Annotated in this window: 21 protein-coding genes and 2 pseudogenes; 15 read left to right on the plus strand and 8 right to left on the minus strand. The window is 51.8% G+C overall.

Annotated features, from left to right (window positions below):
* Positions 1 to 42 precede the first annotated feature (42 nt).
* A pseudogene (radC, locus tag R3F50_02320) lies at positions 43 to 501 on the plus strand (DNA repair protein RadC).
* 187 nt (positions 502 to 688) lie between these two features.
* On the opposite strand, the gene R3F50_02325 reads toward radC, so the two are convergent.
* The 3 genes from R3F50_02325 to R3F50_02335 form a co-directional block, all read right to left on the minus strand.
* Entirely contained in the window at positions 689 to 1,285 is a 597-nt protein-coding gene (locus R3F50_02325; GenBank protein ID MEZ5489139.1) for an IS6 family transposase, read from the minus strand.
* Positions 1,286 to 2,243: 958 nt separating this feature from the next.
* Positions 2,244 to 3,773: a nitronate monooxygenase gene (locus R3F50_02330; protein ID MEZ5489140.1), complete on the minus strand. Its 1,530-nt coding sequence runs from the start codon at positions 3,771 to 3,773 to the stop codon at positions 2,244 to 2,246.
* A gap of 80 nt (positions 3,774 to 3,853) precedes the next feature.
* Positions 3,854 to 4,327 carry a DUF3565 domain-containing protein gene (locus R3F50_02335; protein ID MEZ5489141.1) on the minus strand — a complete coding sequence of 158 codons (474 nt, stop codon included), beginning with the start codon at positions 4,325 to 4,327 and terminating at the stop codon, positions 3,854 to 3,856.
* 209 nt (positions 4,328 to 4,536) lie between these two features.
* Here R3F50_02335 and R3F50_02340 point away from each other — a divergent pair, with 209 nt between their 5' ends.
* The 9 genes from R3F50_02340 (at position 4,537) to R3F50_02380 (ending at position 10,710) form a co-directional block, all read left to right on the plus strand.
* Positions 4,537 to 5,475 (plus strand): multicopper oxidase domain-containing protein, encoded by a 939-nt coding sequence (locus R3F50_02340; GenBank protein MEZ5489142.1) that lies wholly within the window; start codon positions 4,537 to 4,539, stop codon positions 5,473 to 5,475.
* Between the two features lie 15 nt (positions 5,476 to 5,490).
* Positions 5,491 to 6,171, plus strand: coding sequence for a c-type cytochrome (locus tag R3F50_02345; GenBank protein ID MEZ5489143.1), 681 nt, complete (start codon positions 5,491 to 5,493; stop codon positions 6,169 to 6,171).
* Positions 6,172 to 6,174: 3 nt separating this feature from the next.
* On the plus strand, positions 6,175 to 6,555 hold the full coding sequence (locus R3F50_02350) for a cytochrome c (protein ID MEZ5489144.1): 381 nt from the start codon (positions 6,175 to 6,177) through the stop codon (positions 6,553 to 6,555).
* Between the two features lie 38 nt (positions 6,556 to 6,593).
* The gene (locus R3F50_02355) at positions 6,594 to 7,637 is read left to right on the plus strand and encodes a multicopper oxidase domain-containing protein (GenBank protein MEZ5489145.1); all 1,044 of its coding nucleotides are present in this window, start codon (positions 6,594 to 6,596) and stop codon (positions 7,635 to 7,637) included.
* Positions 7,638 to 7,747: 110 nt separating this feature from the next.
* On the plus strand, positions 7,748 to 8,176 hold the full coding sequence (locus R3F50_02360; protein MEZ5489146.1) for an Rrf2 family transcriptional regulator: 429 nt from the start codon (positions 7,748 to 7,750) through the stop codon (positions 8,174 to 8,176).
* Between the two features lie 391 nt (positions 8,177 to 8,567).
* A complete protein-coding gene (locus tag R3F50_02365) occupies positions 8,568 to 8,969 on the plus strand; it encodes a hypothetical protein (protein MEZ5489147.1) in 402 nt (133 codons plus the stop codon).
* A gap of 363 nt (positions 8,970 to 9,332) precedes the next feature.
* Positions 9,333 to 9,503 carry a hypothetical protein gene (locus R3F50_02370; GenBank protein MEZ5489148.1) on the plus strand — a complete coding sequence of 57 codons (171 nt, stop codon included), beginning with the start codon at positions 9,333 to 9,335 and terminating at the stop codon, positions 9,501 to 9,503.
* A 177-nt stretch (positions 9,504 to 9,680) separates the two neighbouring features.
* The gene (locus R3F50_02375; protein ID MEZ5489149.1) at positions 9,681 to 10,145 is read left to right on the plus strand and encodes a DDE-type integrase/transposase/recombinase; all 465 of its coding nucleotides are present in this window, start codon (positions 9,681 to 9,683) and stop codon (positions 10,143 to 10,145) included.
* A 91-nt stretch (positions 10,146 to 10,236) separates the two neighbouring features.
* Entirely contained in the window at positions 10,237 to 10,710 is a 474-nt protein-coding gene (locus R3F50_02380) for a Dps family protein (GenBank protein ID MEZ5489150.1), read from the plus strand.
* A gap of 78 nt (positions 10,711 to 10,788) precedes the next feature.
* Here R3F50_02380 and R3F50_02385 read toward each other — a convergent pair whose 3' ends face one another.
* The 4 genes from R3F50_02385 to R3F50_02400 all read right to left on the minus strand — a co-directional run bounded on the left by R3F50_02385 (position 10,789) and on the right by R3F50_02400 (position 13,930).
* Positions 10,789 to 11,862, minus strand: coding sequence for an MBL fold metallo-hydrolase (locus R3F50_02385; GenBank protein ID MEZ5489151.1), 1,074 nt, complete (start codon positions 11,860 to 11,862; stop codon positions 10,789 to 10,791).
* Positions 11,863 to 11,963: 101 nt separating this feature from the next.
* Positions 11,964 to 12,524, minus strand: a complete 561-nt coding sequence (locus R3F50_02390) for a hypothetical protein (GenBank protein ID MEZ5489152.1) — start codon at positions 12,522 to 12,524, stop codon at positions 11,964 to 11,966.
* Positions 12,525 to 12,697: 173 nt separating this feature from the next.
* A complete protein-coding gene (locus R3F50_02395) occupies positions 12,698 to 13,435 on the minus strand; it encodes a ZIP family metal transporter (protein MEZ5489153.1) in 738 nt (245 codons plus the stop codon).
* 267 nt (positions 13,436 to 13,702) lie between these two features.
* Entirely contained in the window at positions 13,703 to 13,930 is a 228-nt protein-coding gene (locus R3F50_02400) for a hypothetical protein (protein MEZ5489154.1), read from the minus strand.
* A 5-nt stretch (positions 13,931 to 13,935) separates the two neighbouring features.
* Here R3F50_02400 and R3F50_02405 point away from each other — a divergent pair.
* Positions 13,936 to 14,220 (plus strand): annotated as a pseudogene (locus R3F50_02405) (transposase).
* Between the two features lie 667 nt (positions 14,221 to 14,887).
* Positions 14,888 to 17,071, plus strand: coding sequence for a catalase/peroxidase HPI (katG, locus tag R3F50_02410; GenBank protein ID MEZ5489155.1), 2,184 nt, complete (start codon positions 14,888 to 14,890; stop codon positions 17,069 to 17,071).
* 92 nt (positions 17,072 to 17,163) lie between these two features.
* Here the strand turns inward: katG and R3F50_02415 are convergent, their stop codons facing one another.
* A complete protein-coding gene (locus tag R3F50_02415) occupies positions 17,164 to 17,505 on the minus strand; it encodes a BlaI/MecI/CopY family transcriptional regulator (GenBank protein MEZ5489156.1) in 342 nt (113 codons plus the stop codon).
* Positions 17,506 to 18,777: 1,272 nt separating this feature from the next.
* Between R3F50_02415 and R3F50_02420 the strand changes: the two genes are divergently transcribed.
* From R3F50_02420 to R3F50_02430, 3 genes are all read left to right on the plus strand, one after another.
* The gene (locus R3F50_02420; protein ID MEZ5489157.1) at positions 18,778 to 18,930 is read left to right on the plus strand and encodes a hypothetical protein; all 153 of its coding nucleotides are present in this window, start codon (positions 18,778 to 18,780) and stop codon (positions 18,928 to 18,930) included.
* A 66-nt stretch (positions 18,931 to 18,996) separates the two neighbouring features.
* Positions 18,997 to 19,182 (plus strand): hypothetical protein, encoded by a 186-nt coding sequence (locus tag R3F50_02425; protein ID MEZ5489158.1) that lies wholly within the window; start codon positions 18,997 to 18,999, stop codon positions 19,180 to 19,182.
* Complete coding sequence (locus tag R3F50_02430; GenBank protein MEZ5489159.1) at positions 19,176 to 19,391, plus strand: type II toxin-antitoxin system RelE/ParE family toxin; 216 nt, start codon at positions 19,176 to 19,178, stop codon at positions 19,389 to 19,391. Before R3F50_02425 ends, R3F50_02430 begins: the two co-directional genes overlap by 7 nt.
* The last annotated feature ends 295 nt before the right edge of the window (positions 19,392 to 19,686 follow it).

The following is a 19,686-nucleotide window of genomic DNA, read 5'->3' on the forward strand; positions in this document are numbered from 1 at the left end:
AAGCGCTACGCGGGAGAGCTCTCGCCCTTGATGTTGGGAAACGGGATTGAGCCAGCGGAGGCGAAGCTTGCAGCAGCGCTGGAGCTCTCAAGACGCCTACTTCGGGAAGAGCTCTATCGTGGTCCGGTTCTCACGTCTTCGTGTGAAACGAAGCTTTACCTTGCGGCGCTTTTTGTTGGGCAGGAATACGAATCGTTCAATGTACTTTATCTTACCACCCAGCACTGTGTGATAAAGGAGCACGTGCTCTTCCGTGGGACGGTTGATGGCGCAGCAGTGTACCCAAGAGAAGTCGTGCGTGAGGCGCTTGGATGCAATGCTGCCGCGTGTATATTTGCGCACAACCACCCCTCAGGCGTGGCAGAGCCGAGCCGGTCGGATATCAAGATTACGAGAAAACTGCAAGCTGCTCTCGGAACTGTTGATATTCGTGTTCTTGACCATGTGATCGTAGGATCACTTGAAAATCTGGTGAGTTTTGCGGAGCGGGGGTTATTGTGAAGGGATGCCTATAGTTTTGACTGTAGCCTTTTCCTGAGTATTGACAATTTAACCCCTTGAGCCAGGAAGATCTTGGCAATTAGTCGCATTATACCGCCACTGCCCTTTCCCAAGACGCAAAGGCACGCTGTCGAAATAGCCGATAGTTTTAAGCAGACAATACGTGCCGCCCTAAATTGAAAAAATTTTAAACTGCGGCATGTGCATCTAGAAATCTCTGCGCTTGTTGCATCGATTTGAATTTACGCATACCCCTTTCTCGTACCCTCGTTGGCTGGTGAGAAAGTTCTGCTTTATTGTTCGAATACTGCTCCGAGTCGTGAATAGTGCCTGGCAGTAATTCTCGATGCGCGACTCCATAACTGCGCAACTTGTCTGTTGTAATCTTTCGTGGTGCACTCTTGGATTTTTGCAGGATCCGTTTGAAAAACCGCTTAGCTGTAGCGCCATCGCGTTTCTGGTGAACAAACACATCTACCACCTCGCCGTCCTGATCAACGGCTCGCCAAAGGTAGTGCTGCACGCTTCGGATTTTCACAAAGACCTCATCGATGTGGAATGTATCACCGAATCCTTGATACTTTCGCTTACAGCGCCTCGCATGCAGTTTTCCGAACTTGTTACACCAAAGTCGAATAGCTTCGTAGCTCACATTAACTCCGCGCTTGGCGAGTAGATCCTCTATGTCGCGGTGGCTCAAGTTAAATCGGTAATAGAGCCAGACTGCATGCTGGATAATTTCTGGTGGAAAGCGATGTCTTTTGTACAATTTACTGGATTTCATGCCACTATCATGACAGAAGCCCGGTTAACTTGTCGGTTCCCAATAAATTGTCCGGAATATTTGGCATGAATTATCATGTTTTTGTAACAGTTTTTTGTAGCAAGCCAGTTACACATTCAAAGAGTTGCAGTCTGGTTGCTTTCCCCAACAGCGATGGTACTTTTGTAATGGAGGGTTTGTGTTCTGGAAAAAATTAAGCTTTACTCGACCAATACCGGTGAATTTCGATTCGACTTGATTGCTAAAAATAGAGCGGTTGTGGGTACGTCTGAACCCTTTCCGAGTAGGAATAAGGCAGTACATGCGGTCTATCTCGTTAAGACGATAGCAAAGGTCGATCGGCGATTCAGGATATTTTGTGACTACAACGAAAAATATTATTTTAGTCTACATACAGAAGACGGGGACAAACTGCTCATTTCACAGGGCTATTCTTCATGTGATGCTGCAAAAGAGGGTATTGAGATACTTAAGAGAATCGCAATGAATGCAAGAATAACAGAAGCCAAATAACCACTAGAATAAAACTGTAGATTGTAACCGACTAGTGGCAAGAGAATCTGGTAAATTAGTAATACTACCGAGCTCGTTTCGTTCTACTTTTCCGCCTGGCTGACCAGGGTATTGATGTGGGTGTGAATGTCTTCAACATCCTCCTCATACGCACGGCGGCGAATGACAACATCTCGCTAGTCTCAAGTACTTTCTCAATTATTCATACGCATCAGGACAACGACCTAGAGAAAACATTGATTCGCTTCCTTATTTCCAGGCAAAAATTAGCCAGGAGGCGGAATTGGATATTTACAAAGTTAATAGAATGAGGTTGCGCCAAATGGACCTGTAATCCCCCGGGTATTACAGGCCCATTTGGCTGAGTATTAAGGAATTGTGCAAGCATCGAACCCCGAAAAACGAAATTTGGAATAAAATAGTTGAGAAAAGCGACAGCCGGGTATCACCTTGTTTCGAAAGTCTGACTGGCAAGTTCGATATTGTGCTGGTGCTCATTGCACATAATCTCCAGCTGCATGGCTATAGTCCGTTGACCCACACGGGGTAGTACCTCTTTGATCTTACGCACCACCCACCGCTGTCCACGATTGAGCAGCAACAGCCGTTCTTCAAGATTCTCAACCGCCATGCATTTTTCGAAGAAATCCCCGGTTTCACGATGCGCCTGGGCTCCCAGACTGCGGATGCTGCCGATGAGTGCCCGGCAGGACCTGACTTCATCCCGATGAATCTGCTGCAACAGCCGCCGCCATCTGCCGGTACCCGCCTGCTTCAGTGAACAGGCGCAGATCCTGGCTCCCGCCCGCTCGGCTTTCAACAAGAGCCCCAACAGGTCAATTAGCTCCTGGTTCGAACAATGCCCGGCGTATTCACCCGACACCTCGTGCAGTGAACAGGGGCTTGAGCTGAAGCCCGCGGTTTCGCCATGCCCGCCGCGATCGTCGTTTCCTTCAACCAGATTGTGACGGAACACCTGGTCAGCCTCGTTCACCATGCGTGTAACCACCTCCGCGGCCGATCCCCTGTGCCGAATCTGGCCACAGGCCTGGCCGGCATAAAGCGGCATCTTGTCCAGTTCGCCTACGGCATCCCGTAGTGGCGAATCTGTGGAAAAAAGATACACTGGCTTACCATCCTGCTCGCCTATTTGGCGGGTACGAGGTAGGCCCCTGCCGTCCTGGTAATTCTCGGTAATGGAGTTTTTCAGCACCCGCACCGGGGCATTTTGTGGCCAGTTGAGAGGATAAGCCAGGGTATGAACCGCATCCTCGGAAACCGCATCCACCAGCGCCTGTTTGTGAAGCTCGTGGGCACAGGATTCCCGGGTGCTCACAAAGGCCGAACCACACCAGACACCCTGCGCACCCAGCATCAGTGCGGCCGCCAGCCCACGGCCGGACACGATGCCGCCAGCGGCGACAACAGGTACGGGGCTGATCTCTGCGATCTCCGGTACCAGCGAGAAAGTGCCGATTGCCCCGCGCACGTGGCCGCCGGCATCATATCCCTGCGCGATGATCACATCCGCCCCGGCAGCCAGGGCAGTCCGGGCGTCTTGCACCGAGCCAACCTGATGCATAACGACGATGCCCGCCTCGAGCAGGCGCGCCATTGTGTCACGGTCGATATCCCAGAACAGGCATGCGATTGGCACTTTCAGGTCGATAACGCAATCCACCTGCGTAGCCAGCAGCCTGCTTTCAGTTGCAGCCGGGATCAGGTTGACCCCGAACGGCCTGCTGGTCAGATCACGAAGCTGCTGTACCTGGCTTTCTATCATCGCCACGGGCTCACGCACCATGCCAAGGCAACCCAGCCCTCCAGCGGCGCTGACCGCCGCCGCCAGCTCAAACCTGGCAACGCCTCCCATCCCTGCAGCAAGAATCGGGAGGTCACAGCCCAGTATGTCCAGCAGCGGTGTATGCAGATTCAGACTGTAGCGCGTTGTGGCTCTGGATTCAGCGTCGTTCATGGTTACCTCCTCCTTATGGTGAACAGGTACATTGTGGGACACTGTGTTTCTATTCAATGTTCCCCGTCACCCGCTAAGGCTTACGTCGGTTGCGCCTCTCTGGCAAAGAACTCCACGTAGAACCTGACCGGTCCCTGCGGTTCGACTCGGTGGCGCAACTCCGGGGGTATGGCTGCCGACATGCCTGCTTCCAGCAATAGCGATCGATCCACCGGCGCGTCACAGTGATAGCGCAGTAATCCTTCCACGACGGTGATGCGCCCCCACACACCGGCTTTGGTGCTATGGTCTTTTTTCAACCCTTCGGGGAAATCCTGCTGGTTGAATTCTGGCGTCCGGCGTTTGAACACCAGTGCTTCCGGCCAGACCAGATCGTTGCACAGCACGCATTCAAGCTCGCTGCCAAGCATGGAATCCCGACCGGATTTGGATTGCGTCCACTTCCTGACCTGGAACGGCGGACGATGACGAACATGCTGGTTGTGATAACACTCCAGCTCCGCGACCCAATCGTCGGCATCGTCTTTGTGATAGCCCGCAATCTTTCTCAACATGGATTGCCCCCAAAAACTTTAAATGGATCAGGTTGCTGCCCGGTCGCAGGCCGGGCACTGGTTCACACACGGGTGACCGGTGCGGCCAGCATATCATTAAATGTATTTGACATGCATGTTATCTTTATGAAAACATGCATTCGATTTACATGTTTATATTACTTTCACAGATCAACCGCTTTAATCATTCACACTCACAGGAGAAACCAATGAACCTGCGCACTGTTACCCGGCTGGGAGTCGCATTATTGACAGCCTTGTCCGTCCCGGTTTGGGCGGAAACCGTCAAGGTCAGTCTCGACGCCGTAGAAACGGACCTGATCATAGACAATGCAGGCAACAAGCAATCGATGTGGACCTATTCAGGGACGGTTCCCGGCCCAGTAATACGTGTTACCGAGGGCGATGTCGTCGAATTCACTCTGCACAACAGCGCCGACAATGAGCAAAGCCATTCCATAGACTTTCACGCCGCTATCGTTGATGTTCTGGACGAGTTCGCATCCGTCAATCCAGGCGAACAGAAGAACTTTACCTTCGCAGCTAATCACCCCGGCGTGTTTATCTACCATTGCGGATCAGACTCCATGGCTGAGCATATTTCCAGGGGTATGTATGGCGTAATTATCGTGGACCCGGCCGCCGGTTATTCGGAAACCTTTCCGCGACCCGACCGGGAGTACGTGCTGGTTCAGGGCGACCTGTTCGCGGAGGGCACCAGCGCTGAAGATCGTGCTATGGGCAAAGACTGGACCAATGCGCTGATAAACGGAAAGGTTTTTCACTATGACCCCGTCCATGACTCGAACGCCAGCCTCACCCTGGAAGCCGAGCCTGGCGAGAGAGTCAGAATCTTCTTTGTCAACGCCATGATAAACGAAGCTGCGGCTTTCCATCCCATTGCAGGAATCTGGGAGCGGGTCTGGGATAACGGAAACCCCAAGAATGTTCGCTACGGGCTACAGACAGTGGAAGTGCCGCCGGCGCATGGCATGGTATTCGACCTTGTGCCTCCGGCGGACCGGCCTACCAACAACGCTCTGGTTGACCACCGGATGCGACATGCTCTTCGCGGTGCCATTACCGTGCTGATGACCTACGAGGGCGTGGAACCGGAAAAAGGCAAGAGTGAACTGATCATCAGATAGACGAGGAGCCAGACCATGACCAAGCGCAACCATTTGCCATTGCTGACCCTGTTGCTGGCCTGGCCGGTTGTACCGGTAGCCGGCTTTGCCGAAGAGATGCCCGCTGCCGCCAATCTCTGTCTGACATGCCATCAGGTAACCGTCGAGAGTGACCGTGCAGTCCAGGTAGCACCCCCGCTATTCTACGCAGGCAACAAGTTCAACAGGGACTGGCTCGAGAGCTGGTTGCAGACACCGACCAGAATTCGACCCGCTGGCGGATTCTTCGCCGACCACATCATCACTTCCGAGGAAGGCGATAGCATCGATACCGCTTCATTGGCTCCCCACCCATCCGTTGATTCAGCAGCGGCGAAGCAACTGAGCGACTGGTTGATGAGTCTGCGACCACATGACCAGCTGATAGCGGAGTCCAGTGAGTACTCGCCGGCACCAATTTCTCCCCGTCTCGGTGCCATGGATTTTGTCAAATTCAAGGGTTGTGGGGGTTGTCATCGTGATACGCCCGAATACGGGGGCGTATCCGGTCCGGAACTGTATACCGCCTGGCAACGCCTGCAGCCGGAATTCATCGTTTCCTACATCAAGAACCCACGCGCCTGGAACCAACAAAGCTCCATGCCGGATCGTAATCTCCAGGATGAGCAGATTCACAAACTGGTCAATTACTTGAAATCACTGCACAAGGAGGACTGAACTATGAGACTTGCACGTAATCACGCTTCAATCCTGGCGCAGGCCTCACTGATGGTAGCGACACTGTGCTGGAGCGTGCTGGCAACCGCGTCGGACGCAGACAACGGCAGGATTCTTTACCGCAACAACTGTTCCCAGTGCCATGGGCTGAAGGGAACCGGAAAGGGAATCAATGCCCCTCACCTGGAGGTCGCTCCACGCAACCATACCGACCATGACGAAATGATTGCTCGGACCGATGAGGAACTGTTCAAGGCCATTTCCGAAGGGGGACAGTCTGTCAATAAGTCGGTACTGATGCCCAACTGGGGGAAAACACTCAGCCCTGAAGAAATCGAAGACCTGGTGGCCTACCTCAGAGTGCTGTGCTGCCAGGAGCAATGAAACCAATTGATTACCCAGATACTGGGCGGAGAAATATCATGCTGAAGAAAGTTGTGATGGCGAGTTATCTGGTATTGGCGGTAGCCTCTGTAAGCGGGGCAGCCACAGCCCAGGCGGAAACCCACAAATTCGAAATGTCAGTGGAAGAAGTCACTCTCGATATCGCACCGGGTTTCAAGTCCAAGGTCTGGGCCTACGACGGACAGGTTCCCGGTCCTCTTATCAGAGTGCGGGAAGGAGATGAGGTGGAACTGACGCTGGTGAACAACACCTCATTGAACCATACTATCCATTGGCACGGGTTCTACCAGACCGACAGCTGGCAATCCGACGGCGTTCCGGATATTACCCAGAAAGCCATTGAGCCGGGCGAAAGTTTTACCTACCGGTTTACTGCCGACAAGACCGGCAGTCTCTGGTATCACTGCCACGTCAACGTTGCCGAGCATGTCGGTACACGGGGCATGTGGGGAGCATTTGTGGTGGATCCGCTGCAGCCGACCGAACTGGAGCAAAGTGTCACCCGGGACGCCATCCTAATGTTTTCCGGCTGGAATCCAGAGGTGGCGAACGATTATGGAGAAGGCGGCCACCCGGGCGAACCCATTTCATTTTTCTCTATTAACGGCAAGTCTTTTCCTAACACACAACCGCTTCGGGTAAAGGAAGGTGACGTACTGCGTCTGAGACTGTTTGCCGCCACCATCCCTGTTGCGTTTCATCTGCATGGACATGATGTGCTGGTAACCCACAAGGATGGACTGCCTTTGGAAAACCCAGTAGCCGTTGACGTTCTGCCACTGCAACCCGGCGAACGATACGATGTCATCGTTCGTATGAACAATCCAGGACGCTGGATTGCCCATGACCACAATGAACACCACACCACCAATAACGGGAAGATGCCGGGAGGCGCCGTCATGGTGGTTGAATATGAGGGCATTGAAGCGGAGGACTGGTACGTATGGGCGGACAAGTCCTACGACCCGGATTTTTATTGGAGCGAAACCCTGAAGACCCAGGCGACTGGATTATTTCACCATGACGAGTTCCTCGGTGAATTCGAGGACTTTCGCCGATAACGGCGAGGCCGTGATTGGCGGTCAGCAGCGACACTCCTTGGGATTCAAACACGTCGAGTGGCATTGACAGGGCCCGGCAGCAGACACATACTCAAAGTCGGGGTTCTGTCATGCAACTTTTACGATTTACCGATTACAGCTTGAGGGTTTTGCTTTACCTGGCAATCAACCACAGCAAGCGGTCTACGCTTAAAGAAATCGCCGAGTTCTACCCCATCTCCATCGAACACCTCCGCAAGGTAGTGCACGAACTTTCCAGGAGCGGATACATCGTCACTTACCAGGGCAAGGGCGGCGGCATGGAACTGGCGAGGCCACCCGAGGAAATTATGGTAGGGGATGTGATCAGGCACTTCGAAGGTCATGAAACATTCATTGATTGCGAAAGTATTTCATGCAAACTGGCCCCAGCTTGCACACTGAAGTCAGTGTTAAAGATTGGACAGCAGGCTCTATACGACAAGCTGAATGAATACTCTATTGCCGACCTAGTGGAATCCAAGCCCAAAATGATAAAACTACTGGCCAAGCGAACTTGACCTAGCAGGTTGTTATTTTCGATCCAGTTTCGAACGTATTAAATTCAGAAAATCATGAGAGAGTGTGATCGCCTAATACGGTAACTGGATTGGTGGCGAATTTATGAATACCGAACACATATATTTCAATGTTTGCAGATTAGGGCACACAATAATTTGCCTGCTTTCAAGAACTAATATTGGCCGGAAAATCGGGACTTAAAGATTACTGTTTTTGCTACCAACCTAATTTTCCGATTTTATCGAAGATCGAGCTAATCGAATGCAATGGGAAGTTGAAAGGGCTGTTGTTTCTATAAATCAATTTTGGCATTTGTCTACCAGTACAGGCGGCACGAGATTTATGGCAATATATGGGCAGGTTTCCAATAATCTTTTGGAGTAGCGCCCAATGGCAGCGTCCAAGCGATTCATTATTTCTATCATTATACTTCTGTCTCCATCGATTAATAATGCTGCGGAAATCGAAGGCGATATACCGATAGAATTGGTTAAAAGTTTAATCGAGCTTCCTCAGCTCGGAAACATACGATTCTATGATGAAATACCGACCGACTTTCCTCCGGTAACCATACCCACCGAATTTTCTATTGTTGGAGGGGTGGACATGGATATACCTGGTTACTCTAGGGTTGTTGTTAAAAGTGAACTCGGCCTTAGTGACGGGATGTTTGTTCTCACGGAATCGTTGGAAGCTGATGGGTATATAAAACATCCTGCCATGTCTTACCCAGAACGTGGGTTCACACCTGCGGTGTATTTACCGACACCGGTAAACCTATGCAACGATTGAACAGGGTCGATAAGCATTCGGGCCATGGAGAGAGGTAGTGTAAAGTTATATGTATTATTTGGAAGCAGGACCACCGTAGACTCAAGTGGGGATAACTGTCTTGACAGGGTTGCAGATCGGAATCAACAAATAGAGAGAATAACGACAAGTAGAAATTCTGGAATCCAGAGATATATTCCTGTAATGCGTTTACCACCAGAGCGAGGCACCATCTATCGCGGACTAGTCCCTAGTTCACGAAGTCGAGGATCTGATGATCGCTACACTATCGCGGCACAAACTCAATCTAGTCATTCTGCCAGTAGTATCTATAGCCACATATCAGACCAACTTGTCTCGCAAGGATGGAGTATCACAGATAAAGTGAGTGATACTTCTAGCCGTTGGCGCTCAACTACAGATGAAGGACATTTGATATATGGTGAATTTGAACTAACTCAAATAGATGATGATAAATTCAATCTTGAATTTATTATTAGCACAAATGACGGTCTGTTTATTACAAATCCAGCCGTTCCTGTTCCTATAAGGTAGGACAACTGGCTCTATTTTCGATTCAACCTAAGCCACCACGACATTGCAGATATGTTTGTTGCCAAACGTGCAATCGACGTGACTTTTGAAGCCATCCGGCTGTGGTGTAATAAATTTGGACAAGCATACGCCAAACGCCTGAAGTGAAGGCATCAAGGATTCGGTGATATATTCCACATTGACGAAGTCGTCGTGATGATCCGAGGTGTGCAACACTATCTCTGGCGAGCCGTCGACCAGGAGGGTGAAGTGGTGGATATATTCCTCCAGAAGAAACGTGATGGCGGTTCAGGTAAACGATTTTTCAGGCGTTTTTTGTGGAAATCTAAGAATTCGCCACGCGAAATTGCGACCGACAAATTGCGTAGTTATGAGGTCGCACATCGAGAGTTATTATCCGATGCAATTCACGACTCGGATAGGTATTCGAACAATAAGGGGGAATTTTTTCATCAGCCAACGAGGGTGCGAGAAAGGGGTATGGGTAAGTTCAAATCGATGCAGCAAGCTAAGAGGTTATTAGACGCACATGCCGCTGTGAGTAATTTGTTCAACCTGGGGAGACACCTAGTCTCCGCGCAGAATTATCAACTATTTCGGTTGCGTGCCTTTGCGTTCTGGGAATGGGCAGTGGCGATATGAAGAAGTTAAACAACTAGTTTTTCTCGACTCTGAGCGTTAACTTGTCAATACCCGATAGAAAGATTCCGCTAATACTGAAAAGGAAATAAGTATGAGTACGACTATTGATATAGGTATAGGATCCAAAGACCGGGAGGCGATTGCCGAAGGTCTAAAGCATCTGCTTGCTGATTCCTACACGCTATACTTGCAGACGCACAATTTCCACTGGAACGTGGTTGGTCCACAGTTCCGCGAATTGCACTTGATGTTTGAAGAGCACTACACCGAACTTGCCATGGCCGTCGACGAGATTGCCGAACGAATTAGAACTCTGGATGTGGCAGCCCCAGGCACCTACAAGGAATTCGCCAGGCTCAGCAGCATCAAGGAAGTGGATGGTGTGCCAGAGGGTGGAAAGATGGTGGATATTCTCACCGACGGGCATGAAAAAGTAGTAAAAACCTGTCGCAAGGTTCTGTCCATCGCCCAGGAAGCCGACGACGAATCCACCGCAGCCCTGGTCTCGGATCGCATGCGGGTTCACGAGAAAACGGCCTGGATGTTGCGAGCCCTGAATAAATAGGCTGTTGCTCCGGAGGGTATCTCCGGGGCAGCTTGTTCGAGTTTTACGGTTAACAGGTGGCTCTACGGCCAGGGTGAATCAGGAATCTCCGCCCGTGATACTGTGAGGGACGGCACTGGCATTCCAGCGTAATACTCCGCCGAAAATGTTAGCCACCTGCTCGTGCCCGGCTTCCTTGAGAATGTTGATGGCAAGGGCCGAGCGCTTGCCGGAGCGACATAGGGTCACTACCGGCTTCTCGGTCGGGACTTCATCAACCCGATTCCGCAACTCTGATAGTGGAATGAAAATCGCGTTGTCCAGCGCCATCATGGTTTCGTCCAGTTCTTCCGGTTCCCGCACATCCAGAATGGTGACGGAAGGCTGATTCTGCATCACCCAGATCGGCTCTACCTCGGGAACACCGGCATAGCTGATGCGAAGGTCCGCCCAGTCGGTTTCCGGTGGCATTTCCCCGGATTCCGGTTTTCCACAACGCAGGTTATTGGGCACCGCTTCATCGATTTTTTTCGGGTGTGGCAGTTGCATGGCGTTCATGTATTTGACGAAATCGTTCTCATTCGCCTCACCACCGACGCGGGCATTGAACGCCTTTTCTTCGCCAATGGTGGACTGGGTCCGACCGTTGTAGTCATGGGCCGGGAACACTGCGCAGTCATCCGGCAAGGTAAACAGCTGTTCGGTAATGGAATGATACAGGCGTGAGGCGTTGCCCTGTTGAAAGTCGCTGCGGCCGCAACCGCGTATGAGCAGAGCGTCACCGGTGAATACCCGGGACTTGTCGGACAGGACGAAACTCATACAGCCGTTGGTGTGTCCCGGTGTGGAACGCGCTTCCAGAGTCACTCCCTCGATGCCGAACGACTCACCGTGCTGCAGGCCGATATCCATATTCTCGGCGCCGGCAGCGGCTGAAATGGCGATCTTACAGCCGGTTTTCTGCTTCAGCAGCCAGGCAGCGGTGATATGGTCGGCGTGGGCATGAGTGTCTGCAACCAGTTTCAGGGTCAGCCCAAGTTCCCGCAGCATGGCCAGATCGCGCTGGAACTGCTCGAATACCGGATCGATCAGCAGCGCTTCGCGGCTGGTCTCATCCGCCAGCAGGTAGGTGTAGGTGGAAGAGGTGGAATCGTACAGTTGTCTGAAGATCATGGAACTCACCTTGCGTCGGTAGTGCCCACAGAAGGAGCGGATTCATAATAGGGACAGATTTATTTTACCTGAAAACAGATCTGTCCCTGTTATGGGGCAGGCTAGGTTGTTACGGTGTAGACCCTGGGGTCGTAGGCTGCGTGCCTGGACAGTATTTCGAGTGCCAGTTTTTCCTTTTCTTCGTCTCGGGTTCGGACGAAAAGCAGCAGGTGACCTTCATCGACCTGTTCTTCCAGGTACTCTGCGTCACTCTCATGGATAATAACCGCCAGCAGCGCTCCGATGCCGCTGAAAACTGCGGTAGTGGCGGCAGCGGCAGCGACAGCTCCGCCCAGAATGCCGGCTGAGGCGACGACGGCTCCGCCGGCAACCGCGGCCCCGGTCATATACAGCGTGCCGACCAGTGCATGTACGGTATCGCCAACCGATTTCTTCGCCACGAAGGCAGTATCCGGTGCTTCGGGATCGGCTGAATCCTCGTTGATTTCCTCGTACAGATGCCCAAGCTTCTGTCTTACTGTGAACTTTCCAGCCAGCAGGCCGATTTCATCATGTTGAAACCCTGCGTCCTGCAGGTCCTGGATGGTTTCTTCCAGTTTTTCGGAACCGAAAAAGATTCCCACCGCTTCGCGGATCGGTGCTATGGTCGAAGGCTCGGACATTGTGCGCTCCTCAATTGTTAGGATTACAAGGAAACTTTGTGTTGTTGAAACTGCGAATTCGAACTATATCCCAAAAATTGCGTGAATATCTGATTTGTCACAAAAACTAATCTTTCCGGTATTGAGAATGCTTGGATAATTGTCACAGGAATCCCCAATTGATCAGTAGTTCCTTAATTGATCAGGTGTAGCTCCAGCATCAACAAGAGTCCGCCAAGGAACGCCAGATAACTGATTAAGTTGCTGCGAAAATTCTCATGTTTGTTGATTTCGGGTACCAGGTCAGACGCGCCGATGTAAATAAAGTTGCCGGCCGCAAAGGGTATGAGAAACGCGATATCAAAACTGAAAGCCAGCGTGTAAGTCAGCAATCCTCCCAGTAGAAAGGTTAGACCGGAAATAAAATTGAATAAAAGGGCGTTACGCTTGTCCCAACCGCCATGCAGCAGGATGCTGAAGTCACCCAGCTCCTGGGGGATCTCGTGGGCCGCGGCAGCCAGCCATGCCAAGATTCCGAGGCGAATGTCAACCAGGAACGTACCTGCGATAGCGAGTCCGCCAACGAAGTTATGTAATCCGTCGCCGATGAGGATCAGGTAGGTCAGAGGCTCACGACAACTGCTTTGCGACCGGTGGCAATGATGCCAGTGCAGTAGTTGCTCCAAGGCGAAGAAAACACTGAATCCCATGGCCAGCCAGGCGAACACCTGCAGGTCTGTTTCAAGCTCGGTCAGTGCCGCGGGGATCATATGGAAAAAAGCGCCGCCCAATAGCGACCCCGCAGCGAAAGCAACCAGCGGCAGCATTAGCTGCTGCAGAGTTTCCTCTTTCAACAGTAAAGTGATGCTGCCTACCATGGCGATCAACGCCATGGCCAGGCCACTTCCTGCAATCCAGTAGAATACTGACATATCTCAACTCTGTTCAGCTCACCTTTACCGTGCTATTTGACAGTGACCGTTGTTGAAGATGTTGCAAAAAACGCGGATTCAACAGTCAATTCACTGAAAGGCACAAATTGATCCATGCAGCCGGAGCGTAAGCCATGGCATTAATTCGATCATTAGCAGCTGGAGCCAAACCCAATTAGGCAGCATCTACCGATACATCTCGATTCACAGGTTCATTGCCCGCATCTATTGCCCGAATTCGCCATCCTTGTACTTCCCTTTGATTTTTCAAGGTTTATACAACTGGTTATCAAGGGTGGCGTGATATTCCGTCAATACATCCAGATTTTGCCAGGGGATACGAAGTTTGTCCTCCGCCATTTCTGCAGCAGCTACTATCGCCGGAAAGCGTGCCTGGTGTTTTTCCAGCCTGGCAGCTTCTTTCTGGCACCAGGAAACTGGTTCCTGGATGTTCTCTCCCAGGCTACCCGTGGCAAGGTACTTCTGAACACTCACCTTATTTTATTGCCCGACTGGCCGCCCTGGTGCCGAAACTCAGAGTCAACCTTACCCGTTTCCATGGTGTGTTCGCGCACAAAAGTAAAAACCGGGCACTGATAGCCGCTTCGAAACGGGGCAAATACCCTAGAAAGAACCAGGCTGAGCGCCTGAAACGGGTATTCAATATCGCCATTGAAACCTGCGAGTAGTATCAGGGCTCGGTTAGGATTATCGCTTGCATAGAAGACCCGGCGGTGATTCGGCAGATACAGGCGCATCTGAACAGCCGGAAGTCTGTCAACTAACAAGCATTGCTACCACCCGAGGGCGGGCCGCCGCAACTTAGCTTGTCCAGCTAAAAGTAACGACCTGAGTAAAGACGAGTATAAACAGCCTGTCAGGGACGGTGGTCGGTTTGCTTTCGACCCGATAACTAACCATGCCCGATTTACAATCAAATGATGGCGCAATCGGCAAAGCAGAGGAGGCGATTTTCCAGAGGCTTTGAAATATTTCAGACTGTTGGAGAGCGGACGATCACGAAGCTGGACAACGTGCAGGTTATGAAATGGCTTTTGTTCTCCTTATAAGCCTGGTCCTGCTGTGCTGTCGAGGCGGGCAGTTCGTCACCTGGGTGATCCCATCGACTCCGGAGTATGAACTGCTTTGCCCGAAATGGAATTCGTCCGTTATGACATTCGGTGCAGTCTGTGCCAGGGCTGATCAGTTTCCATATAGTGAATTTTCAACAAATTGCAACATTGAACCGTTATTCTCGTAACTTTCATTGTTACGAGCCTGCAAACCGGGTTTAATCTCTAAGGAACCTCTGATTACATGGAACTTCTCTGCAGGCCAGAGGTATTCCATGTAGTCTGAAGTTACTTCTCTATCCCAACTATAATAACCTTCCCTGGCGCATCGGCCTGGCCCTCCTGATGTCGCCTGACTTACCGTTGACAGGAGAATCTTATGACTACCACCAACCCCGATGCTACGGGTAAATGCCCGATCATGCATGGCGGCGCCACAGCGGCGGGCCAGTCCAACATGGACTGGTGGCCGAAAGCGCTCAAACTGGACATTCTGCATCAGCACGATACCAAGTCCAATCCCATGGGAAAGGACTTTAACTATCGCGAAGAAGTGAAAAAGCTGGATGTCGATGCGCTGAAAAAGGATCTGCATGCCCTGATGACCGACAGCCAGGAGTGGTGGCCTGCGGACTGGGGCCATTATGGTGGTTTGATGATCCGAATGGCCTGGCACGCGGCCGGTTCTTATCGCGTAGCCGACGGCCGTGGCGGCGGTGGTACCGGCAATCAGCGTTTTGCTCCGCTGAATTCCTGGCCGGATAATGTCAACCTGGACAAGGCCCGCCGACTGTTGTGGCCGATCAAGAAAAAGTACGGAAACCGGATCAGCTGGGCCGACCTGATTATCCTGGCCGGCAATATCGCCTACGAATCAATGGGACTGGAAACCTTTGGCTTCGCCTTCGGACGCGAGGATATCTGGCATCCCGAGATTGATACGTACTGGGGTTCGGAGAAGGAATGGCTGGCGCCCTCTGGCGGGCCCGACAGCCGTTACTCCGGTACTGAAGACCGCGACTCGCTGGAAAATCCACTCGCGGCTGTGATGATGGGCCTGATTTACGTGAACCCGGAAGGGGTGGACGGAAATCCTGATCCACTCAAAACCGCCCATGATGTGCGGGTCACTTTCGCACGTATGGCCATGAACGATGAGGAAACCGTGGCATTGACTGCAGGCGGGCATACGGTAGGCAAGTGCCATGGTAATGGAGACGCCGCTTTGTTGGGGCCTGACCCGGAAGCCGCCGGTGTCGAGGACCAGGGTCTGGGCTGGATCAACAAGTCCAAACGAGGTATTGGCCGCGACAGTGTGACCAGCGGCATCGAAGGTGCTTGGACCACGCACCCGACCAGATGGGATAACGGCTACTTCTATCTGTTGCTGAATTACGATTGGGAACTTAAGAAAAGTCCGGCCGGGGCTTGGCAGTGGGAACCGATCAATATCAAGGAGGAGGATAAGCCGGTCGACGTGGAAGATCCCTCCATTCGTTACAACCCGATCATGACCGATGCGGATATGGCAATGAAGATGGATCCGGAATACCACAAGATTGCCGAACGTTACTATCAGGACCCGGAGTACTTCTCGGAGATGTTCGCCCGTGCCTGGTTTAAGCTTATTCACCGCGACATGGGTCCGAAATCCCGTTATATTGGACCGGATATTCCCGCTGAAGATCTTATCTGGCAGGATCCGGTCCCGGTTGGCAGCACTGACTACGATATCGCGGCGGTGAAGGCGAGGATCGCGGCTAGTGACCTTTCCATCAGCGACAGGGTGGCCACTGCCTGGGACAGCGCCCGTACCTTCCGAAAATCCGACCTGAGAGGCGGTGCCAATGGTGCCAGACTGCGACTTGACCCGCAGAAGAATTGGGAAGGTAACGAGCCGGCACGACTGGGCAGGGTTCTTGCGGTGCTGGAGCCCATCGCCGAAGAAACCGGCGCCAGCGTCGCAGATGTGATTGTGCTGGCCGGAAATCTGGGTATCGAGCAGGCTGCCAGGGCAGCCGGCTACGAGATCGAGGTTCCCTTCGCGCCCGGTAGAGGTGATGCTTCCCAGGCGATGACGGAGGTTGAGTCCTTCGCATTCCTGGAGCCGCTTCACGATGGCTACCGAAACTGGCTCAAGAAAGACTATAACGTCAGTGCCGAAGAGCTGCTGCTGGATCGCACCCAGCTGATGGGTCTGACAGCGCCGGAAATGACGGTGCTGGTTGGCGGTATGCGGGTCCTGGACACCAACCACGGTGGGACCAGGCATGGTGTGTTTACCGACAATCCGGGTGTATTGAGTAACGATTTCTTCGTTACCCTGACAGACATGACGTTCACCTGGGTGCCGGTGTCGGATAATCTGTATGAAATCCGTGATCGCAAGACCGGCGCTACTCGCTGGACTGCAAGCCGTATCGATCTGGTATTCGGGGCCAACTCGATTTTGCGTGCCTGCACCGAGGTCTATGCACAGGATGACAACAAGGAAAAATTCGTTCGGGACTTCATCGCCGCCTGGACCAAGGTCATGAACGCCGACCGTTTCGACCTGAGCTGAACAACAACAAAATCCTGCAACCGCAGCCACCCCACACCGGGATCTTGGACGGTGCGGGGCGTCTGCTTCGATCAGCCGCCCCTCTCGCCGGATCAGGTCTTGTCCTGGTTCCGGGCGGCGTCCAGCATACTGCGGATCCGTGCCACTTCTTCTTCGCTCAGACCCCGATAGTGCAGCAGGGCCATCATCAGTTTCTCCGGGTTGCCACCGCAGGACTTGTCTACCATCTCGGCCACACGCTGTCCCAGGTTGACGTCCCGGGGGACGGTGGCCGAGTAATGAAAACTGCGTCCCTGCTTGCGGATTTCCAGCCAGCCTTTTCCCGCATGCGTTCCAGCAATCTTTGTGCTTTTAAGAAGAATAAAAGGTGTCCTCAGTCTTTGCTCAATGCCTTCCTCGTTAAGATATCTGGACTTGTGGCTAGTCGGTTGCACAACCCGCTGATATTGTGGTGTTTCTATATTCCATCTGAAAATTAAGCGAGAGTTGCGGACAGTCTAATTGTGGCATGTATTCTGGCGAACCAAGTAGCGAAGTGCATGTTTAGTAAGAAACGGGCTAATTTTCACTCAATAGCGCACAAATTAAGTTGTTTATGGCATCGTCCAATGTCGTAACTCATCGTTATACATAAGGATTTAACTTACTGGAAAATCTCCGAACCAGATACTCGCATTGTCACTCCGAGGCTCCGAATTTCGCTCTGGTTAAGACTCCCGCCAGGGGTCGGACTACACTGGCTGTTAATTTGCGGTGAAAATCGACCCTTGAAGCCCATCTTAATCACTTGCAAGCACTCGTGCTTGGGGGGCTACTTGTCGATATAAAGATGGCTGAGAGTCGGATCAATCGAACAGGCGACGCAACTCCTTGACCACCGCATGAAATAGACCAGTACGTCCATCGGCTTGTCGCAGTGGCAACACGCCGCCATCGCTGGAGATATCAGATATCGTCGCCACTAACCTCCCCTTCAACCCGGCGCCGAAAAACACGTGGAAATGCAAGCGAAGTCTGGTAGCATTCTGTCCCGGCAGGTCCTTGGCTGGAATTCTTTGTTTGCACCTTGAAAGATAAGTTCAAATATCGATTCGACATTTTTCATGAAATATGCGGTTTGATATGTGGAACGTACGTGGAACTCAAAACAGGAAATACCAGTTAACGCATTGTATTTATTGATAAAATGTCGACGTCCAGAGATGTTCAAGTCCTCTCCTGGGCACCATCTCGAAAAACTTCGAAAGACCACGAGAGACCATTTAAGATGCTGATTCTTAAATGGTTTTTTTATTTATAAAATCTCGAGCAGTTGTCTCTCATCGTCTCAAATTGTCCCTTTTGTGGAACGTGAGTGGAACGCAGAATTTGAATTATCGGACGCTCACACCGGCCCGCTGTAAACTTTTTCAGCTCTCTGAATCATAATCTTCGAGTCAGGATCTGCCTGACGAACGCGTGCCGTAAACCAGAAACAGACAAGGACGAACGGGAACCCAGAGAGGAGCTAAAACGCCAGCTCGAGGCGCTAAATCAATTTGATGAGGAAGAGATCAAGATCGCCAAGGCGTTACTGGAAAGCCTGATTCTCAAGCACTACGCAAGGCGGGCACTTGTAGAAGGCTGAAGCGATCATAAAGCGCTGACCCAGGGTGCTACCAACACCCAAGGCCAGCTAACCACAACCCACTGCTTTGGAGTGAGTCATGGCTACCAACAATGGTAAAGCAGGCATGCGCCTGCAAAAAAGTAAATCCTGTGAAGAGCGGTATATTAAGGCCAATGAGACCCACTACGAGTACCGTACCAAAGATCAATCACCAACCTCTGGTTGTCGCACCGTGCCAACCATCCAATAGCCGATAATGATGCAAAGCCCGGTTGCTCTGGTCAGCCGGGCCTCAACACTCAAAGGAGGTTCACACATGCAATCTCATACCGCCAAACAGGAAGCCCTGGACGCCATCCAGCGACTGCCGGACACCGCCGATACCGAAGAAATTATGTACCGGCTTTATGTACTGGAGAATATCCGCCGCGGCCAGCAGGACGCCGTCAATGGCAACACCCAACCGGCTGAAGAGGTGCTCAAGGATATTCAAACATGGTGAAGTGGACGGCTCACGCCAAAGCCCAACTTCGTCATATTCACGACTACATCGCCGAGGATTCACCGCTCTACGCCAAGCGCGTCAGTGAAGAACTGGTGCAAAAACCCATCGGCCTTTATGAGCTGCCCCGCAAGGGCCACATGGTGTCAGAACTGAACGAAGACGCCGTGCGCGAACTGGGCCTTTACTCCTACCGCATTATTTACTAGATCAAATCCGATCACCTCATTGAAGTGCTGGCCGTGATCCATAAGCGGCGGCATGTGGAGCCGGAAGATATTCCGAGGGAGCAATAACAAAGCCCGCCGCAGCGGGCTTTGTTATTTCACCTGTTTTTCAGCAAATGCGAGCTTCTTTTTCTCTGCATTGTTGATTTGCATGTTCGATTGACCCACTTTTAGCCACATTTGCATCGAAAAGTTGACCCACTACCTGCTACTGATTTAGCGCGATTGCTGCCCATTTAGAGGGTCAAAGTAAAATACAATGGGTCAAAATTCGCTG

The organism is Gammaproteobacteria bacterium, assembly GCA_041395725.1.
Classification (GTDB): Bacteria; Pseudomonadota; Gammaproteobacteria; order Pseudomonadales; family Pseudohongiellaceae; genus NORP240.

Bases quoted from the DNA above. Each gene is read 5' to 3' on its own strand.
- R3F50_02360 (MEZ5489146.1), top strand. From the start codon at position 7,748: ATGCAACTTTTACGATTTACCGATTACAGCTTGAGGGTTTTGCTTTAC.
- R3F50_02385 (MEZ5489151.1), bottom strand. From the start codon at position 11,862: ATGATCTTCAGACAACTGTACGATTCCACCTCTTCCACCTACACCTAC.
- R3F50_02425 (MEZ5489158.1), top strand. From the start codon at position 18,997: ATGCAATCTCATACCGCCAAACAGGAAGCCCTGGACGCCATCCAGCGA.
- R3F50_02345 (MEZ5489143.1), top strand. From the start codon at position 5,491: ATGACCAAGCGCAACCATTTGCCATTGCTGACCCTGTTGCTGGCCTGG.
- R3F50_02335 (MEZ5489141.1), bottom strand. From the start codon at position 4,327: ATGTTGAGAAAGATTGCGGGCTATCACAAAGACGATGCCGACGATTGG.
- R3F50_02330 (MEZ5489140.1), bottom strand. From the start codon at position 3,773: ATGAACGACGCTGAATCCAGAGCCACAACGCGCTACAGTCTGAATCTG.
- R3F50_02355 (MEZ5489145.1), top strand. From the start codon at position 6,594: ATGCTGAAGAAAGTTGTGATGGCGAGTTATCTGGTATTGGCGGTAGCC.
- R3F50_02380 (MEZ5489150.1), top strand. From the start codon at position 10,237: ATGAGTACGACTATTGATATAGGTATAGGATCCAAAGACCGGGAGGCG.
- R3F50_02390 (MEZ5489152.1), bottom strand. From the start codon at position 12,524: ATGTCCGAGCCTTCGACCATAGCACCGATCCGCGAAGCGGTGGGAATC.
- R3F50_02430 (MEZ5489159.1), top strand. From the start codon at position 19,176: ATGGTGAAGTGGACGGCTCACGCCAAAGCCCAACTTCGTCATATTCAC.
- R3F50_02350 (MEZ5489144.1), top strand. From the start codon at position 6,175: ATGAGACTTGCACGTAATCACGCTTCAATCCTGGCGCAGGCCTCACTG.
- R3F50_02420 (MEZ5489157.1), top strand. From the start codon at position 18,778: ATGGCTACCAACAATGGTAAAGCAGGCATGCGCCTGCAAAAAAGTAAA.
- R3F50_02340 (MEZ5489142.1), top strand. From the start codon at position 4,537: ATGAACCTGCGCACTGTTACCCGGCTGGGAGTCGCATTATTGACAGCC.
- R3F50_02365 (MEZ5489147.1), top strand. From the start codon at position 8,568: ATGGCAGCGTCCAAGCGATTCATTATTTCTATCATTATACTTCTGTCT.
- R3F50_02395 (MEZ5489153.1), bottom strand. From the start codon at position 13,435: ATGTCAGTATTCTACTGGATTGCAGGAAGTGGCCTGGCCATGGCGTTG.
- katG (MEZ5489155.1), top strand. From the start codon at position 14,888: ATGACTACCACCAACCCCGATGCTACGGGTAAATGCCCGATCATGCAT.
- R3F50_02325 (MEZ5489139.1), bottom strand. From the start codon at position 1,285: ATGAAATCCAGTAAATTGTACAAAAGACATCGCTTTCCACCAGAAATT.